16 protein-coding genes are annotated in these 14,952 nt (G+C 67.9%); 1 reads left to right on the top strand and 15 read right to left on the bottom strand.

All coding sequences use genetic code 11. The features are described 5' to 3' along the window. Positions 1-27 precede the first annotated feature (27 nt). The 4 genes from NA12_RS30525 to bioB all read right to left on the bottom strand — a co-directional run bounded on the left by NA12_RS30525 (position 28) and on the right by bioB (position 2,590). Positions 28-561 carry a DUF1353 domain-containing protein gene (locus tag NA12_RS30525; RefSeq protein ID WP_067459411.1) on the bottom strand — a complete coding sequence of 178 codons (534 nt, stop codon included), beginning with the start codon at positions 559-561 and terminating at the stop codon, positions 28-30. Positions 562-620: 59 nt separating this feature from the next. Further along, positions 621-1,283 (bottom strand): DUF2567 domain-containing protein, encoded by a 663-nt coding sequence (locus NA12_RS30520; protein ID WP_067459409.1) that lies wholly within the window; start codon positions 1,281-1,283, stop codon positions 621-623. Next, entirely contained in the window at positions 1,283-1,492 is a 210-nt protein-coding gene (bsaP, locus tag NA12_RS30515; protein WP_067459555.1) for a biotin synthase auxiliary protein BsaP, read from the bottom strand. The genes NA12_RS30520 and bsaP overlap by 1 nt, the downstream gene beginning before the upstream one ends. Positions 1,493-1,576: 84 nt before the next feature. After that, entirely contained in the window at positions 1,577-2,590 is a 1,014-nt protein-coding gene (gene bioB, locus NA12_RS30510; RefSeq protein ID WP_067459406.1) for a biotin synthase BioB, read from the bottom strand. 147 nt (positions 2,591-2,737) lie between these two features. Between bioB and NA12_RS30505 the strand changes: the two genes are divergently transcribed. Beyond that, a complete protein-coding gene (locus NA12_RS30505; RefSeq protein ID WP_067459403.1) occupies positions 2,738-3,322 on the top strand; it encodes a TetR/AcrR family transcriptional regulator C-terminal domain-containing protein in 585 nt (194 codons plus the stop codon). Between the two features lie 3 nt (positions 3,323-3,325). Here the strand turns inward: NA12_RS30505 and NA12_RS30500 are convergent, their stop codons facing one another. The 11 genes from NA12_RS30500 to NA12_RS30450 all read right to left on the bottom strand — a co-directional run bounded on the left by NA12_RS30500 (position 3,326) and on the right by NA12_RS30450 (position 14,821). Further along, complete coding sequence (locus NA12_RS30500) at positions 3,326-4,471, bottom strand: alpha/beta fold hydrolase (RefSeq protein WP_067459400.1); 1,146 nt, start codon at positions 4,469-4,471, stop codon at positions 3,326-3,328. A 49-nt stretch (positions 4,472-4,520) separates the two neighbouring features. After that, the gene (locus NA12_RS30495) at positions 4,521-5,738 is read right to left on the bottom strand and encodes an MFS transporter (RefSeq protein WP_243655125.1); all 1,218 of its coding nucleotides are present in this window, start codon (positions 5,736-5,738) and stop codon (positions 4,521-4,523) included. A 49-nt stretch (positions 5,739-5,787) separates the two neighbouring features. Next, a complete protein-coding gene (locus NA12_RS30490) occupies positions 5,788-7,137 on the bottom strand; it encodes an LLM class flavin-dependent oxidoreductase (protein WP_067459394.1) in 1,350 nt (449 codons plus the stop codon). Continuing rightward, positions 7,134-7,898, bottom strand: a complete 765-nt coding sequence (locus tag NA12_RS30485; RefSeq protein WP_067459391.1) for an ABC transporter ATP-binding protein — start codon at positions 7,896-7,898, stop codon at positions 7,134-7,136. The genes NA12_RS30490 and NA12_RS30485 overlap by 4 nt, the downstream gene beginning before the upstream one ends. Beyond that, positions 7,874-8,734 (bottom strand): ABC transporter permease, encoded by an 861-nt coding sequence (locus NA12_RS30480; protein WP_067459388.1) that lies wholly within the window; start codon positions 8,732-8,734, stop codon positions 7,874-7,876. The genes NA12_RS30485 and NA12_RS30480 overlap by 25 nt, the downstream gene beginning before the upstream one ends. Next, on the bottom strand, positions 8,734-9,825 hold the full coding sequence (locus NA12_RS30475; protein ID WP_067459552.1) for an ABC transporter substrate-binding protein: 1,092 nt from the start codon (positions 9,823-9,825) through the stop codon (positions 8,734-8,736). The genes NA12_RS30480 and NA12_RS30475 overlap by 1 nt, the downstream gene beginning before the upstream one ends. 183 nt (positions 9,826-10,008) lie before the next feature. Next, complete coding sequence (locus NA12_RS30470) at positions 10,009-10,479, bottom strand: SRPBCC domain-containing protein (RefSeq protein ID WP_067459385.1); 471 nt, start codon at positions 10,477-10,479, stop codon at positions 10,009-10,011. Between the two features lie 35 nt (positions 10,480-10,514). Further along, complete coding sequence (locus NA12_RS30465; protein WP_067459382.1) at positions 10,515-11,711, bottom strand: ROK family transcriptional regulator; 1,197 nt, start codon at positions 11,709-11,711, stop codon at positions 10,515-10,517. Positions 11,712-11,736: 25 nt separating this feature from the next. Further along, complete coding sequence (locus tag NA12_RS30460; RefSeq protein ID WP_067459379.1) at positions 11,737-12,978, bottom strand: sugar ABC transporter permease; 1,242 nt, start codon at positions 12,976-12,978, stop codon at positions 11,737-11,739. Next, positions 12,975-13,739 carry an ATP-binding cassette domain-containing protein gene (locus tag NA12_RS30455; protein WP_067459376.1) on the bottom strand — a complete coding sequence of 255 codons (765 nt, stop codon included), beginning with the start codon at positions 13,737-13,739 and terminating at the stop codon, positions 12,975-12,977. The genes NA12_RS30460 and NA12_RS30455 overlap by 4 nt, the downstream gene beginning before the upstream one ends. Further along, entirely contained in the window at positions 13,739-14,821 is a 1,083-nt protein-coding gene (locus tag NA12_RS30450) for a sugar ABC transporter substrate-binding protein (RefSeq protein WP_067459373.1), read from the bottom strand. Before NA12_RS30450 ends, NA12_RS30455 begins: the two co-directional genes overlap by 1 nt. Between the last annotated feature and the right edge of the window lie 131 nt (positions 14,822-14,952).

Raw genomic sequence — 14,952 nt, 5'->3', positions numbered from 1 at the left:
CTCCCCCGTTCCGGATGAGATCCGCGATCAGGCGGTCTTCATCTGTGGCGTCGGCGGCGGCGCCACCGTGCGGCGAGTGAGTCGTCCCAACGCCCAGAAGCCCAGCTCGACCACCCAGAACACCAGCAGCGCCGCGGTCACCACCAGCACCGGAATCGCCAGGAAGACCAGGGAGGGCGCCGCGATCAGCAACCAGCCGAGCACATCGACCGCGCGTGCCCCACGAAGCCGACTGCCCAGGCGCACCGCCGTCCACATCATCCAGCGTCGCGGCACCGACACCCCGGCCTCGTGCAGGCTGCGCCGGAAGATCCCGTCGGCGTCGGCGGGGCCGACTTCGTCTGTGCGGCAGAGATAGTCGTGCAGGATCGCCGCCCTGGTGTAGGCGCCGTAGCGCGGGATCAGCCAGACCAGCGCGCGCGGCACCGAGGCGAAGTCGGTGCGGAATCCGGCAGGCACCGTGAAGGTCTCGACCGCACCCTGATAGGTGAGCGGTTCGGTGAGCCGCCAGAATTTCGCGTCCAGTTCCTCGACGACCGGACCACTACCGATGAATCCCACGACCGCTCCTCTCCCGCACCAGCATGGTATCAACCTGCTGTTATAGGGAAATGGTATCGCTAGATCGCCGATCGTCCGCGCGGTTGCGAACTCGGATCGAAATCGCCGCTGCGCCGATACTGTTCGGCTCCATAGGGCAGGCGGTAGGTGTCGGACTCGTCGGTGGAGTCGGCCGGGCGTAGGTCGCCGAGCAGCCCGTCCGCGCCGGAATTCAGATCGACGGCCGGGTGCAACGCGGCGAGGAACAACAGCACGAGCCCGGCGAGGAACGGCTGGATCAGCAGGGCGAGATCGGTCCCGACTTCGGCGGGCAGCGCGATGAGCTGACCGATCGCCGGATCGACGGGGCGCGGATGACGCGCGCCCGCAACCCATTCCCCGATCCACATCATCAGCGCCGCACCCAACCCCGAGGCGAGCAGCATGCCGAGAACGAGCGCCGGCCCACGCGTGATCCGCACCCGCCAGGCCCCGACCGCGCTCAACACCGCGACCACCGCGCCGAGACACACGAACATCCCGACCGCGTCGAACAGATGCAGGCTCTCCCCGGTGAGCACCGCGGCGCGACCCGGCTGTGTCACCCGCAATCGCTCGGTCGGCGCGAGCAGACCCCACACCACCCCGGCCACCGCGCTCGCCACCAGCACCGCGGCCATGACGATGCCGACGCCGATGACCTCGCGCCGCAACAGCTCGGGGCGCTCCCCGCGGCCGAGCACTACCGGCGTTCCAGCTGTGCCGATTCGATGACGCCGTGGCGCGAGCACTTGGCCCACCAGCCGTCAGGACTGATCTGCACGATCATCCGGCGCCCGCACTGCTCACAGAATCGCGGCGGTTCGAGCCCGAGCGTGGCCGACGCGGGCGTGACATCGTCGATCCCCGGCACGATCCGCTTGCCGGTGAACGGGTTGTAGCGCTCGTCCAATGCGGTTACCGCCTCCGTGAAGTGCGACTCGGCGGTCGCCTCAGCCCTGCCGACCTGGGTCGATACTCGATCGTACACAGCGTTTTACAGGGTTTCGTTGAGCGCCTTGATCGGCATGCTCAGCTCACCGAGCAGATCGAGGTCGGACTCGGCGGGACGCCCGAGCGTGGTGAGGTAGTTGCCGACGATGACGGCGTTGATCCCGCCCAGCATGCCCTGTTTGGCGCCGAGGTCGCCGAGGGTGATCTCGCGACCACCGGCGAAACGCAGGATGGTGCGCGGCATCGCGAGCCGGAAGGTGGCGATCGCGCGCAGCGCGTCGGCGGCGGGCAGCACCTCCAGGTCACCGAACGGGGTGCCGGGTCGCGGGTTGAGGAAGTTCAACGGAACCTCGTCGGGGTTCAGCGACGCCAGCTGCGCGGCGAACTCGGCGCGCTGCTCGATGGTCTCGCCCATGCCGAGGATGCCGCCGCAGCACACCTCCATGCCCGCTTCGCGCACCATCCGCAGGGTTTCGAAGCGCTCCTCGTAGGAGTGGGTGGTGACCACCTTGGGGAAGTGCGACTTGGCGGTCTCGAGGTTGTGGTTGTAGCGGTGCACGCCCATCGCGGCGAGCTGGTCGACCTGTTCCTGGTTGAGCATGCCCAGCGAGCACGCGACCTGGATGTCCACCTCGTTGCGGATGGCCTCCACACCGGCGGCGACCTGCGCCATCAGGCGCTCGTCGGGGCCGCGCACCGCGGCGACGATGCAGAACTCGGTGGCGCCGGTCTTCGCGGTCTGCTTGGCCGCCTCGACCAGGCTGGGAATGTCGAGCCAGGCCGCGCGCACAGGCGACTGGAACAGGCCCGACTGCGAGCAGAAGTGGCAGTCCTCGGGGCAACCGCCGGTCTTGAGACTGATGATGCCCTCGACCTCCACCTCGGGGCCGCACCACTTCATCCGCACATCGTGGGCCAGCTCGAGCAGCGCTTCCAGGCGGTCGTCGCCCAGGCGCAGCACCTCGACGGCCTGCTGCTCGGTGAGGCCCTCGCCGCGCTCGAGCACCTGCTCACGGGCGATAGCCAGAATATCGGTCTGGACGGGTGCCTGCGTCACGACGTGATGTCCCTTCGACGGGTGCGCGCACGTGCCGTGGGTGTGATCCACCCGGCGTGGCCGTACGACTTGAACGGTGTTCAGGATAGGGTAGCGGCTACGAGTGAACCACGACACTCGGGTCGCAAAATCGTCGGAAGGACGCGCGTGCAACTGCGGAAGACGGATGTGGTCGATGCCGCCGTCACGATTCTCGATCAGTACGGGCTCGCCGACCTGACGATGCGCCGGCTCGCGGGCTCGCTGCAGGTGCAGCCAGGGGCGTTGTACTGGCACGTCAAAGACAAGCAGACCCTGCTCGGCGCGGTAGCCGACCGGATTCTCGCCCCGATGGACGAGCCGATCGCCGCCACCGAATGGCCCGCGCAGCTCACCGAACTGGCGCACCGACTGCGCGACTGCCTGCTCGCCTATCGCGACGGCGCCGAACTGGTCTCGGCCACCTACGCCTCGCGTCTGACCACCAGCAAGGCGCGTGAACGCCTGGCCGGCATCGTCATCCGAGCCGGGATGACCAGGGAGGAAGCCGATCTCACGGCCTACACCCTGCTCTACTACGTGCTCGGCCAGACCGTCGACGAGCAGTCACGCATGCAGATGGACTCCGTCGGCGCCCTGCCCGAGGACAACACACCGTTGCTCGACACTCCCGACCCGACCGCGCGATTCGACTTCGGCTTGCAGCTGTTCATCGCGGGCGTGCGGGCGGTCCTCGGGACCCGCGTGCGCTGACGATCAGGGCGGGTCGTGGCGATTGGCTTCCTGATAGCGGCGCACGAACGGCAGTACCTGCGCCTCGATGACCGCGTTGTACTCGGCGGGTCGCTGAATCGGATTCGCGTGCTCGGTCCCACTCGGCCGCACCACCGACAGGGTGCCGTTCACGCCGCCGGAGTTCTCGATCAGCACCCGGTGCGAATACTCCACGTCCACCACCTCGTCGCGCGACGCCTCGCGCGGCCGGATGAACACGATCGCCGGGTTTCGCTTGTCCGGATTCGGTTTACCGAGCGCCCGCAGATCCGCCGTGCCGCCGCCGGCGACGATCGCCAGGAACTGCGCCTCGATCAACCCGTTGCTCGCGGCGTCGTCGGAGAAGATCTTGTCGCGCAACACCTGCGCCGACGTTTCGCGCAGCGCGCGCCAGTCGATCTCGAAGAACAGCCCGTCGCGCTGCGCGAAACGTTCACGCCGAGCCGACATCTCGACCGCGAAGCGCAGGATCCGGCTCTCCCTCGCGCCGGGTAGCCAGCCCAGCCACCGCACCAGATCGGCGCCGCGACTACGACTCTCGGGGCGCACCGCGTCCAGATCCATCGGCGTGCAGTCGAGTACTACGGCCACCAATCGCCGGTCGCTGCTCTGGTGGATATGGCGCGCCACCTCCAGCGCGATGATCCCGCCCATGCTGTGCCCGACCAGCACGATATTGCGCACATTGCCGTACCGCGCGGCCCGCACGATCATGTCGGCGATGACCTTGGTGTCGATACCCGCGTTGTCGTAGCGCACCGCCCACACCACCCCGAGCCGGCTGAGCGCGGGCAGTGCCTTGGCGGTCGGCGTCGCGTTGACTCCCCCCAGCCCGACCAGATCGACGACGGCGGTGTCCCAATCCCGGGCGTCGGCGGGCAGATTCGCGGGCAGCAACTCCGGTGAGGTCTGTGCCAGCCGCTCGCGTTCGGGAACCACATCGTGAATCCAGTACTGCCCGAACACGATCAACGCGACCAGCAGGAACCCTAGAATTCGCAGCAGCACCAGCCTGGTCCGGCGCCAACCGCTCCAGGAGTGTCCGAGCCGGGTTTCACGCAACCGATTCCGCCGACGCGCATCGTCGAAGTCCGCGACGGTGGACGGATGCCGATCGAATGACGACATAATTCCACTGTAGGGGCAGTCGAATCGGAACGCTTCCGGCCGTCGCTGCTCAGTTGCTCTCCACCGACTCCCTGGTCTCCTTCGGACTCGGGGCTCGCTGCGCCACCACGGCCACGACCGGACGTCCGGGGAACCACCGATACATCGCGGCCGCCCCGCCGAGCCCCGCCACCGCCAGCGCCCCCGCCGCCACGCCGAGTACCGTCACCGCGCTGATCGCGCCGACCGCGATCGGGCCGGCGAACATCCCGATGTCGTGGGTGAGCCGCCAGGCGCCGAGGAACTCCGCGCGCTGGCCGGGCGGCGCCACATCGGCGCCGACGGTCATGATCACACCGTTGCTCAGCCCGTTGGCGAAGCCGAGCAGCACGGCCACGGCGGTGAGTCCGACCACCGACCCCGCGAACGGCAACGTGGCATACCCGGCGGCGAAGGCGATCATGGCGGGAACGCCGATCGCCTTGCGGCCGTACCGATCCAGCCAGATCCCGGCCGGATAGGACATCAGCACATCCACCGCGCCCGCGATGCCGAACACGATGCTGGTGGTCGCCGCGTCGGCGCCGATGTGCACCGCCCACAGCGGCAGCAGCGATTGCCGGGCCGCGCGCGCCGCTCCCATGAGCAACGCGCCGAGTCCAAGGGTGCTGAGCAGCCTGCGATGCTCGACCACTACCCCGCGAATCGTGTTGTCGCTGACCACCGTCGGCGAACCGTCGGTCTCGGGTATGGCGAACACCAGCGCGCCCGCCACGAGCATGGCGATGAGCTGGATCCACAGTCCGCCGATCGGCCCGAGCCAATGCACCGCGGCCGCGCCGAGGAACGGTCCGGCGAAGAACCCGAACCGCATCCAGCCTGCCAACGTCGAAAAGGCCCGTCCCCGATCAGCACTCGGCACCACGGCCACGATGTAGGTCTGTCTGGCCAGCCCCCACACCGCACCCGAGGCGCCGTTGATCAGCAGCCCGACCGCGAACACGGCGATATTCGGCGCGAGAATGGCCACGAGCAGCCCGAATGCGCAACTGAACGAGCCGAGCGCGATGGCCTTGCGCTCCCCGGTACGGGCCACGAGCCAGCCCGCGGGCAGATCGCCGAGAATGAGCCCGAAGCCCATCATGGCGACGACCACGCCCGCGGTGCCGACCGACGCGCCGAGTTCGAGCGCACGCAGCGGCAGCATGGGAGCCGCCGCGCCCGAACCGATTCCATAGATGGCGGAGGGAACGAAGACCGCCAACGCCATGGATCGCAGTCGAGTCACCGCGCCACCACCGAGCGGCACGCGCCGTGTCGGCTACAACAGCCCACCGTCATCCGGCCAGCGCGGCGCTGCGGGCGAACTTGCTCTCCGGCCGCGCGAGGCCGAAGTGCTCGCGCAACGTGGTCCCGGTGTATTCGGTGCGGAACAGGCCGCGCTCCTGCAGGATCGGCACCACCGTCTCGGCGAAGACCTCGAGCCCACCCGGGTAGTACGGCGGCATCACGTTGAAGCCGTCCGCCGCGCCCTGGGTGAACCATTCCTCGATGGTGTCGGCCACCTGCTCGGGGGTTCCCGCGAACACGCGGTGCCCGCGCGCACCGGCCAGCCGGTGCAGCAACCCACGCAGCGTCGGCCGTTCCCGCTCGACGATCCCCGCCACCACCTGCAATCTGCTGCGCGCGTTGTCGGTGACATCGCCCGCCCCCGCGAACACCTCCGCGGGCACCGGCTCGTCGAGCGCGAGCCCGCGCAGCGATGTACCGGTGATCGATTCCAGCTGCTTGATCCCGTATTCGGGCACCGTCAACTCGTTGAACTCACGCTCCAACCGCAACGCGGCGGCCTCGGTGTCGGCGATGAACGGGCTGATGCCGGGCAGGATCTTCACCTCGTCGGCGGAGCGCCCGAACTCGGCGGCCTTGGACTTGATGTCGGCGTAGAACGACTGCGCGTCCGAAAGCCGTTGGTGCGCGGTGAAGATGGCCTCCGCGTATTTTCCGGCGAAGGCACGGCCCTCGTTCGAGGCGCCCGCCTGCACCAGTACCGGACGTCCCTGCGGTGTCCGCGCGGAGTTGAAAGGCCCACGCACACTGAGGTGTTCGCCGACGAAATCGATCGGATGGATCTTGTCCGGATCGGCGTACACACCGGCGGCGCGGTCGAGCACGATCGCGTCGTCTTCCCAGCTGTCCCACAGCCCCACCACCGCGTCGACGAATTCTCGTGCGCGGGCATAGCGCGCGGCGTGATCGGGATGCCGTTCCAGCCCGAAATTGGCCGCGGCCAGATCTGTTCCGGTGGTGACGATGTTCCAGCCCGCGCGGCCACCGGAGATGTGGTCGAGCGAGGAGAACAGCCGCGCCAGGTTGTAGGGCTCGTAGTAGGTGGTCGACGCGGTCGCGATCAGGCCCAGATGTGTTGTCGCCGCGGCGATCGCGGTCAGCAGTGTGATCGGCTCGAGGCCGGGCGCGGCATTGTGGCGCACATCGGTGCGCAGGGCGGGACCGTCGGCGAAGAACACCGCGTCGAGCTTGGCCGCCTCCGCGGTACGCCCGATCTCCTGGTAATAGGAGACGTCGTAGATGCGGTCGGGCCTGCTGTCGGGATGGCGCCAGGCCGCCTCGTGGTGTCCGGACGGGTAGATGAACGCGTTCAGACTCAGTTGACGTGGTGCGCTCATGATGCCTGTTTCACTTTCTCTGAATCTGTGGTGTCGACGCCGAGCCCCGCCAGCAGCGTGTCGCGCAGCCGGACGAACTCCGGATGCGCGTGCCTGCGCGGGCGCGGAGTCTCGACGCGCTGGTCGATCGTGATCCGGCCCTCGTCGAGGACCAGCACCCGATCGGCGAGCAGCACGGCCTCGTCCACATCGTGGGTGACCAGCAAGACGGCGGGCCGGTGCCGCTCGCACAGCGCCTGCAACAGGGCGTGCATCCGAATCCGGGTGAGCGCGTCCAGGGCCCCGAACGGTTCGTCGGCCAAGAGCAATTCCGGCTCACGCACCAGCGACCTGGCCAGCGCTACCCGCTGCTGCTCACCGCCGGAAAGCTGACGCGGCCAAGCTTTTTCCCGACCGGCCAGCCCGACCTCGGCCAGCGCGGACCGGCCACGCTGCTGCGCGTCGCGCCCGGTCAACCCGAGCACCACATTGTCGAGTACGCGCGCCCACGGCAGCAGCCGCGAATCCTGGAACACCACCGCGCGCTGCGTCGGCACCGTCAGCTCACCGGAACCGGGTACCTCCGAATCCAGTTCGGCCAGTGCCCGCAGCAGAGTGCTCTTGCCGGAACCGCTGCGCCCGAGCAGCGCGACGAACTCACCGCGCCGGATCTCGACATCGATGCCGTTCAACACGATTCGCGTGCCGAAGCCGCGAGTCAGCGCGCGGGTGCGTACGACGACCCGCTCCTCGGAGCTCAGTCGCCCAGTGTCTGTCGCCACGCCAGCGCCTTTCGTTCCGTTGCCCGCACGGCGAGGTCGCCGAACAGTCCGAGCAGTCCGTAGATCACCAGGCCGACGACGATCACGTCGATCTGCCCGTACGTGCGTGCCTGCGTCATCAGGTAGCCGATGCCGCTGGTCGCGTTGACCTGCTCGACCACCACCAGCGCCAGCCAGGAGATGGTCACCGCCAGCCGCAGCCCGAGGAAGAAGCCCGGAAGCGAACCCGGCAGCGCGATCCGCCGCAGGAAACCCCACCGCGACAGCCCCACCGTCTCGGCGAGTTCCACATAGCGCGCGTCGACGCTGCGCAGGTAGGCATGGGTGTTGATGTAGATCGGGATGAGCACGCTGGTGGTGATCACGATCAGCTTCATCTGCTCGCCGATACCGAACCAGACGATGAACAGCGGGATCAGCGCCAGCGTCGGAATCGCCCGCTTGATCTGCACCGGACCGTCGACCACGGCCTCACCGATGCGGCTCAGACCCGCGATGAGCGCGAGCACCACGCCGATCGTCACGCCGAGAACGAGGCCGATCACGGCCCGCTGCAACGAGGTCAGCAGGTTGGACTGCAACCGACCGTCGGCGATCAGCTCGCCCGCGGTCTGCGCGACCGTCCACGGCGCGGGCAGTGTCTCCGGATCGATGGCGCCGATCGCGGACCCGACCACCCAGGTACCGATGAGCAGGGCCGGGCCGAGGGCGAAGCCGAACGGGATCGGCTTGCCCGGCCCCAGTTTGCGCCGACTCCGCCCACGCGGGGCGAGTGCTTCGACCGGGGCCGTGCTGGCCCTGAGCTTGCGCAGCGCCCCCGCGTCGATGGTGGCCATCAGCTCACCGCCGGTGCGAACGCGGCTCCGCTGGCAGTGACGGCCTCGGTGACCGCGGCGTCGAAGCGCAGGTCGAAACCGTCCACGGCCTTGATCTTCTTCGGCAGCTCGCCCACGGCGTCGATCGCGTCGATCGTGGTCTGCTGGCGGGCGATCAACTGCTGGTCGAGGTGCGGGAACGTGTATGTGCCCAGCGATTCGACGATCCGCTTGGCATCGTCGGCGCTGACCTTCTGGCTGCCGACGTAGTAGCGGGTGGCCCATTCCTCGCGATGGGTGTTGGTCCACTGCCAGGCCCGCACGAACGCGCCGACCAGAGCACGGGTCGCGGCGGCCTTCGCCGGATCCTGGACCACCGCCCGGCGCGCGTACAGGTAGGCGAGCCCGCTGTAGATGCCCGTGGTCTCCGAGTCCGGGATCAGCGAGGCGCCCTCGGTGCGGAGGAACCGGGTCACGTTGGGTTCGATCAGTGGCGCGACGTCGACCTGAGCGGTGCGGACCGCGTCAGGGAACTCGGCCAGCTGCAGCCGGACCAGCTCCACATCGGTGGGCTTCAGACCCGCCTTGGTGAGCGCCTTCAACACCGCCGCCTGCTGGGCGGTGCCCTCGGCGTAGGCGATCTTCTTGCCCTTCAGATCCGTGAGCTTGCTGATCGAACGGCCCGGCGCCACAGCGAGTTTCAGGGCCTGCGGGTTGGTCTGATAGGAACCGATGATCGGCACGTCCTGGCCCGCGGCCAGCGCGTGGATCGGCGGCACATCGCCGACCTGACCGACGTCGGCCGCGCCCGCCCGGAAGGCCTCGAGGATGGCCGGGCCGCCGACGAAGTTCGCGAACTCGATCTTGAACGGCAGCTTGTCCAGTTCTCCGGACAGTCGCAGCGCCGACTGCAGACGTTCCGACTGATCGGCGACGACGAGCGTGGTCCCCGGTGGAACCTCGGTGGGCAGTGGCGCGTCTGGAGTGCCGACCGGTGCGTCGTTGCCTCGCGCGCAGCCGGTCAGGCCGAGCGTCGCAACGGTTGCCATCGCGAGAAGTGCGGCGGTGGCGCGGCCACGCAGGCCGGGTCGAAAGGTGTTCGGTCGGTGCATGAACGAATTCAAGCAACCGTGATCGCCCCCGAACACCATTAAGGTTTCCCTGATTCGAAAGGCCCGACTCCACATTCGCACTGCGTGCTGTGGCGAAGTCCGGGCGAGCGGGTCGCTCGATATCGATGCCGCACAACAGCGCCGCAAGCGGCTCGAACGGTGGAACCCGACGCAGGCCGAAGGTCAGCCGCGCGATTCCCGCTCGGCCAGCGCCTTCAGTTTCGTCAACGCGTCGTGCCAGGTTTTCTCGTTGAGAGCCGAGCTCAGTCCCTCCGGAACTCCCTCGTGCACCGTGTCGAGGTGGGTGCCGCCGTCGGCATCGGTCAGGGTGAAGGTCACCGTTTGCGCACCTGTCATCCCCGGGGTCTCGGTGACGAACTCCAGCACCTCGACGACCTGCTCATTCGGCACGAGCGTGCGGAACTTCCCGAACAAGGCTTCGTGGTGCAGCACCGGCGTCTCACCTGTTTCGGTCGGCTCGTCATAGCTGAGGGTGACCGAGAACGATCCGCCCTCCTTCGGCTCGAACCGATGCACCGCGGCCGTCGCGCCCGGCGGAGGCATCCAGGTCGCGATCGCGACAGCGTCCAACATCAGGCGGTAGACAGTCGAGCGCGGCGCGTTGATCTGCGTGCCGATCCTTGTGGTCGCCATTCCTTCACGATAGCCGCGAGACCAGCGCCGATCGATCATCTGCCGTAGGCGCGTGCCAGTGTCTGCAGTGGGTCGGTCAGCACGTCGCCGAATGCCAGTTCCGCGGCCCCGATCAGCGGGGCGTCGTCGGCCAGCGCGGAGGTTCGCAGCCGGACGCGCTCACGGACCGCCAACAGCCCGTTCACGGCCAACCGGCTGCGCACCTGCGCGGCCGAGGCGAGGTAGATCTCGCGCAGTACCCCACCGAACACGACCATCGTCGGGTTGAAGATATTGACCAGGTTGGCCACCCCGAACCCGAGCCAGTCGCCGACCTGGTGCAGCGCGTCGCGGGCGGTCGCGTCACCGCGGGCGGCGGCGTCGACGATCGCCTCGACCGCCGCCCGGCCGGTGAGATCGGCCCGGCCCGTCACCGCGATCAGTGCCAGCTCCCCCGCCTCCGCCTCCAGGCAACCGCGCGAACCACACCGGCACGCCCGCCCGCCCGGATTGACGATCATGTGCCCGACCTCCCCGCCGTAGCCGCCCTCACCACCGAGCAGTTCGCCGCCCATGATGACGCCACCACCGATGCCGACCTCACCGTGCAGGTAGATCAGATCCGACACTCCCGCACCGACACCGCGCTCACGCTCGGCGAGCGCGCCCAGATTGGCGTTGTTGCCGACCACCACCCGCACACCGAGCCGCTCCGACAGTTTCGCGCCCACCGGCACATCCACCCAGCCGATGTTCGGCCCGTACCGCACCACGCCGTCGCCCTGCCGGACCATGCCGCAGAACGCGAGACCGACACCCACACAGACACTATCGGGTCCCGCCGCGCCGATCATCGTCTCCGCCAGCACCGCCAAGGACTCGACTACCTCGTCGGGATCGAATGCCGCACTGTCACGCGGTGTTTCGCGCTGGTCGAGGATCACACCGCCCAGACCGACCCGCGCCACCGCGAGCCGGTCCGCGCCGACGTCCAACGCGAGCACGAACACCCGCTCCGATTCCGGCCGCACCACCAGCGAGGGGCGTCCGGCCCTACCCGTCTGTCGTGGCAGTTCCTCACTCACCAGCCCGGCAGCGGCCAGATCGGTGGTCAGCGCCAGAATTGTGCTGCGGTTCAAGCTCATTCGCTCGGCCAGCTCCGCCCGGGAGACCGGGCCACTCAGATGGACGTGGCGCAGCAAGACGGCGAGATTGCGCGTTCGGATCTCGTCCGGGGCGGGTGCAGCCCTCATCCGGCCCAGCCTTCCCGGTCGATGGTCAACTTCCTGGCAGCGAACGCCGACGGGAGAGCGCGTCCACCCCCGCCGCGAGCAGCAGGACAAATCCTGTCACAACGAATTTCGTGCCCGCGCTGTAGCCCATCAGGCCCATGCCGTTGTTGATCACCGCGACCACCGCGGCCCCGAGTACCGCGTCGAGCATCCGGCCACGACCACCGAACAAACTGGTTCCACCGATCACCGCCGCACCGACAGCGGTGAGCAGGACATCGGAACCGCCGGTATTCGGATCGACCGAGTTGGCGCGCGAAGCCGCGATCAAGCCACCGACCGCGGCCATCGTCGAGCACAACACGAAAGCGCTGATCTTGATCCGATCGACCGGAATGCCCGCGCGCCGTGCCGCTTCCACGCTGCCGCCGACCGCGTAGATATGCCTACCGAACGAGGTCCGATTGAGCACGAACGTCCACAACAGCAACAGCGCGATGATGATCGGCACCACGATCGGCATACCCCGCAGCGAATTGACCTCCGGATTGCGACTGCGCTCGTCATTGAGCACCAGCACCGCTATCCCCGCGACAAGCGCCACGGCGGCGATCCGCAACGCGACCACCGGCGCCGTCTCGCCGGTCAGCCCGAGTGTGTTGCGCGCCCGCAACTTTCGGTACTGCACGAACGAGAACCCGCCCACCAGCACCAGATACATGACCCAGCCCAGCAGCGGCGGCACATTCTTGTTCGCGATGGCCAGGATCGTCTCGTCATGAATCGAGATATTGCGGCCGTTATCCATGATCTTCAGCGCCACGCCCTGCAGGGCAAGGAACGCGGCCAGCGTCACCACGAACGACGGCACCCCGATCTTCACCACGATCGCACCGATGCCGAGCCCGATCACGACGCCGGTGAGCAGCGAGACGAGCACCGCCGCATACCAGGGCCAGCCCTTGTCGGTGAGCAGCACCGCGAGCACCGCGGCGCACACGCCACTGGTGAAGCCGGCCGACAGATCGATCTCCCCGAGCAGCAGCACGAAGATCAACCCCATGGCGATCACCGCGATGGCGGCGCCCTGGGTGAGCAGATTCGCGATATTGCCCTGGGTCATGAACACCGGTCGCGCGATCCAGAAGACGACCGACAGCACGACCAGCGCGATGACCGAGGGCAGCGCACCCATATTGCCGCTGCGAATCCGCGCGACATAGCCGGTGACCAACTCGGTCACCGGTGCGGCCGGCGCCGCGGCCTTGTCCGTGACAACCGTGCTCATGCCCGCACCCCGATTCCGAGACTCCCGCTGCGGCCGGCGGTGATCAGTTCGACGACCTGCGAATGCGTCACATCGGCGGTCCGCACCTGTGCGGCCATCCGGCCCAGGTACAGCGCCGCGATTCGATCCGACACCGCGAAGACATCGTTCATATTGTGCGAGATCAGCACCACCGCGAGACCTTTGTCGGCTAGGCGGCGCACCAGTTCGAGGACCTGCTGGGTCTGCGCGACACCGAGCGCCGCGGTCGGCTCGTCCAGAATCACCACCTTGCTGTTCCACAGCACGGCCTTGGCGATGGCGACGGTCTGGCGTTGTCCGCCCGACAGGCTCGCCACCTTCTGCCGCACGGACGTCACCGTCCGCACCGACAGGCCGGCCAGGGTCGTGCCCGCGAGCTCCTCCATGCCGTATTCGTCGAGCACGATGCCGTGCTTCTTCTCGCGACCGAGGAACATGTTCTGCACGATGTCGAGGTTGTCGCAGAGCGCCAGATCCTGATAGACGATCTCGATCCCCAGCGCGGCCGCATCCCGCGGCGTGCCGATCTGCACCGGCACGCCGTCGAACAGCACTTCACCGGCATCGATCGCGTGGGTGCCGCCGATGCATTTGACGAGGGTCGACTTGCCCGCGCCGTTATCGCCGACCAGGGCCGTCACCTCACCGCGGTAGGCGGAGAAATCGATATCGTGCAGAACATGGACGGGGCCGAAACTCTTCGCTAGACCGCGCAGTTCGATGAGCGGGGTATCGGTCATCAGCGGACGCCGTTATCCGCGCAGAGCTTGGTGAACTCACCGGTGCACAGCTCGGCCTTGTCGACGAAACCGTCCGCGACGACGTCGTTGACGTTGTTCTTGAAGATCGCCTTCGGCTCGAGCAGCACAGCGGGCACCTTCGTCTTGGCCTCAGGATCGTCGACGGTGCTCGGCGCCTCCCCCTTCTCGCCCCTGGCCAGCGCGATCGCCAGCTTCGCGCCCGCGGCGGCCTCGAGCTTGATCGCCTTGTACACGGTCATGCACTGATCGCCCGCCAGGACGTTCTGCAGCCCCTGGACCGTGGCATCCTGACCGGTCACCGGAATCTGCCCGTTCAGCTTCTGCTTCTTCAGCACCGCGATGGCCGCGTTGGCCAGACCGTCGTTGGCCGCGACGGTGCCGCCGAGGTTCGGCGTACCGGTGAGCATCTGCTCGAAGATGGTGCCCGCCTTGGTGTTATCCCATTCCGGGACGGCCTGATCCGGACCCTTCAGGTACTCGCCAGCAGCGAACTTCGGCTTCAGCGCACCGTCGTACCCGCTCTTGAACAGGGCGGCGTTGTTATCGGTCGGTCCGCCGTTGAGGTAGGCCACGACCGGCTTCGCCGCCTGCTTGTCGGCCAGGCACTTCGCCAGGCCGTTGCCCATCAGCTCGCCGACTTTCACGTTGTCGAACGACACGTAGTACGGCGCGCCGCCGCCGAGGGTCAGCCGGTCGTAGTCGATCACGGTCACGCCCTGGGCCTTGGCCTTCTGGATGACCGCCTTGCCGGTGCCGCTGTCGAGGTTGGTGATCATCAGCACCGAGGCGCCGTTGGTGATCATCTGATCGGCGATCGTTTGAAAGGAGTTCTTGTCGCCCTGGGCATTCTGGATGTCGGCCTTGATCCCCGCGGCGTCGAACGCCTGCTGGAGGTACTTGCGGTCGGCCGTCTCCCACCGCGCCGAGGTCTTGCTGTCGGGCAGGATGACGCCGATCTCAGCGCCGCTGCCCCCCGAGTTGGAAGTGTCGTCGCCGCAGGCGGTGAGCGTGGTGAGAAGTGCGATCGAGACGGCCGCGATGCCGAAGATTCCCTGACGCATGAGCGTGGGCCTTTCGTGGAACCACCGCCTACGGGCGGTCGAGCTGGAGCGAATGTTGTTCTCGACAACATACTCCAGGGTGACGGGGCCCACAGGGGAATCGGACATAGTGGTCCGCCGGGGTTCCCGGG

This window comes from Nocardia alba NBRC 108234, assembly GCF_001612665.1.
GTDB classification, from domain to species: domain Bacteria; phylum Actinomycetota; class Actinomycetes; order Mycobacteriales; family Mycobacteriaceae; genus Nocardia; species Nocardia alba.
This window is presented reverse-complemented; position numbering and strand designations above follow the sequence as displayed.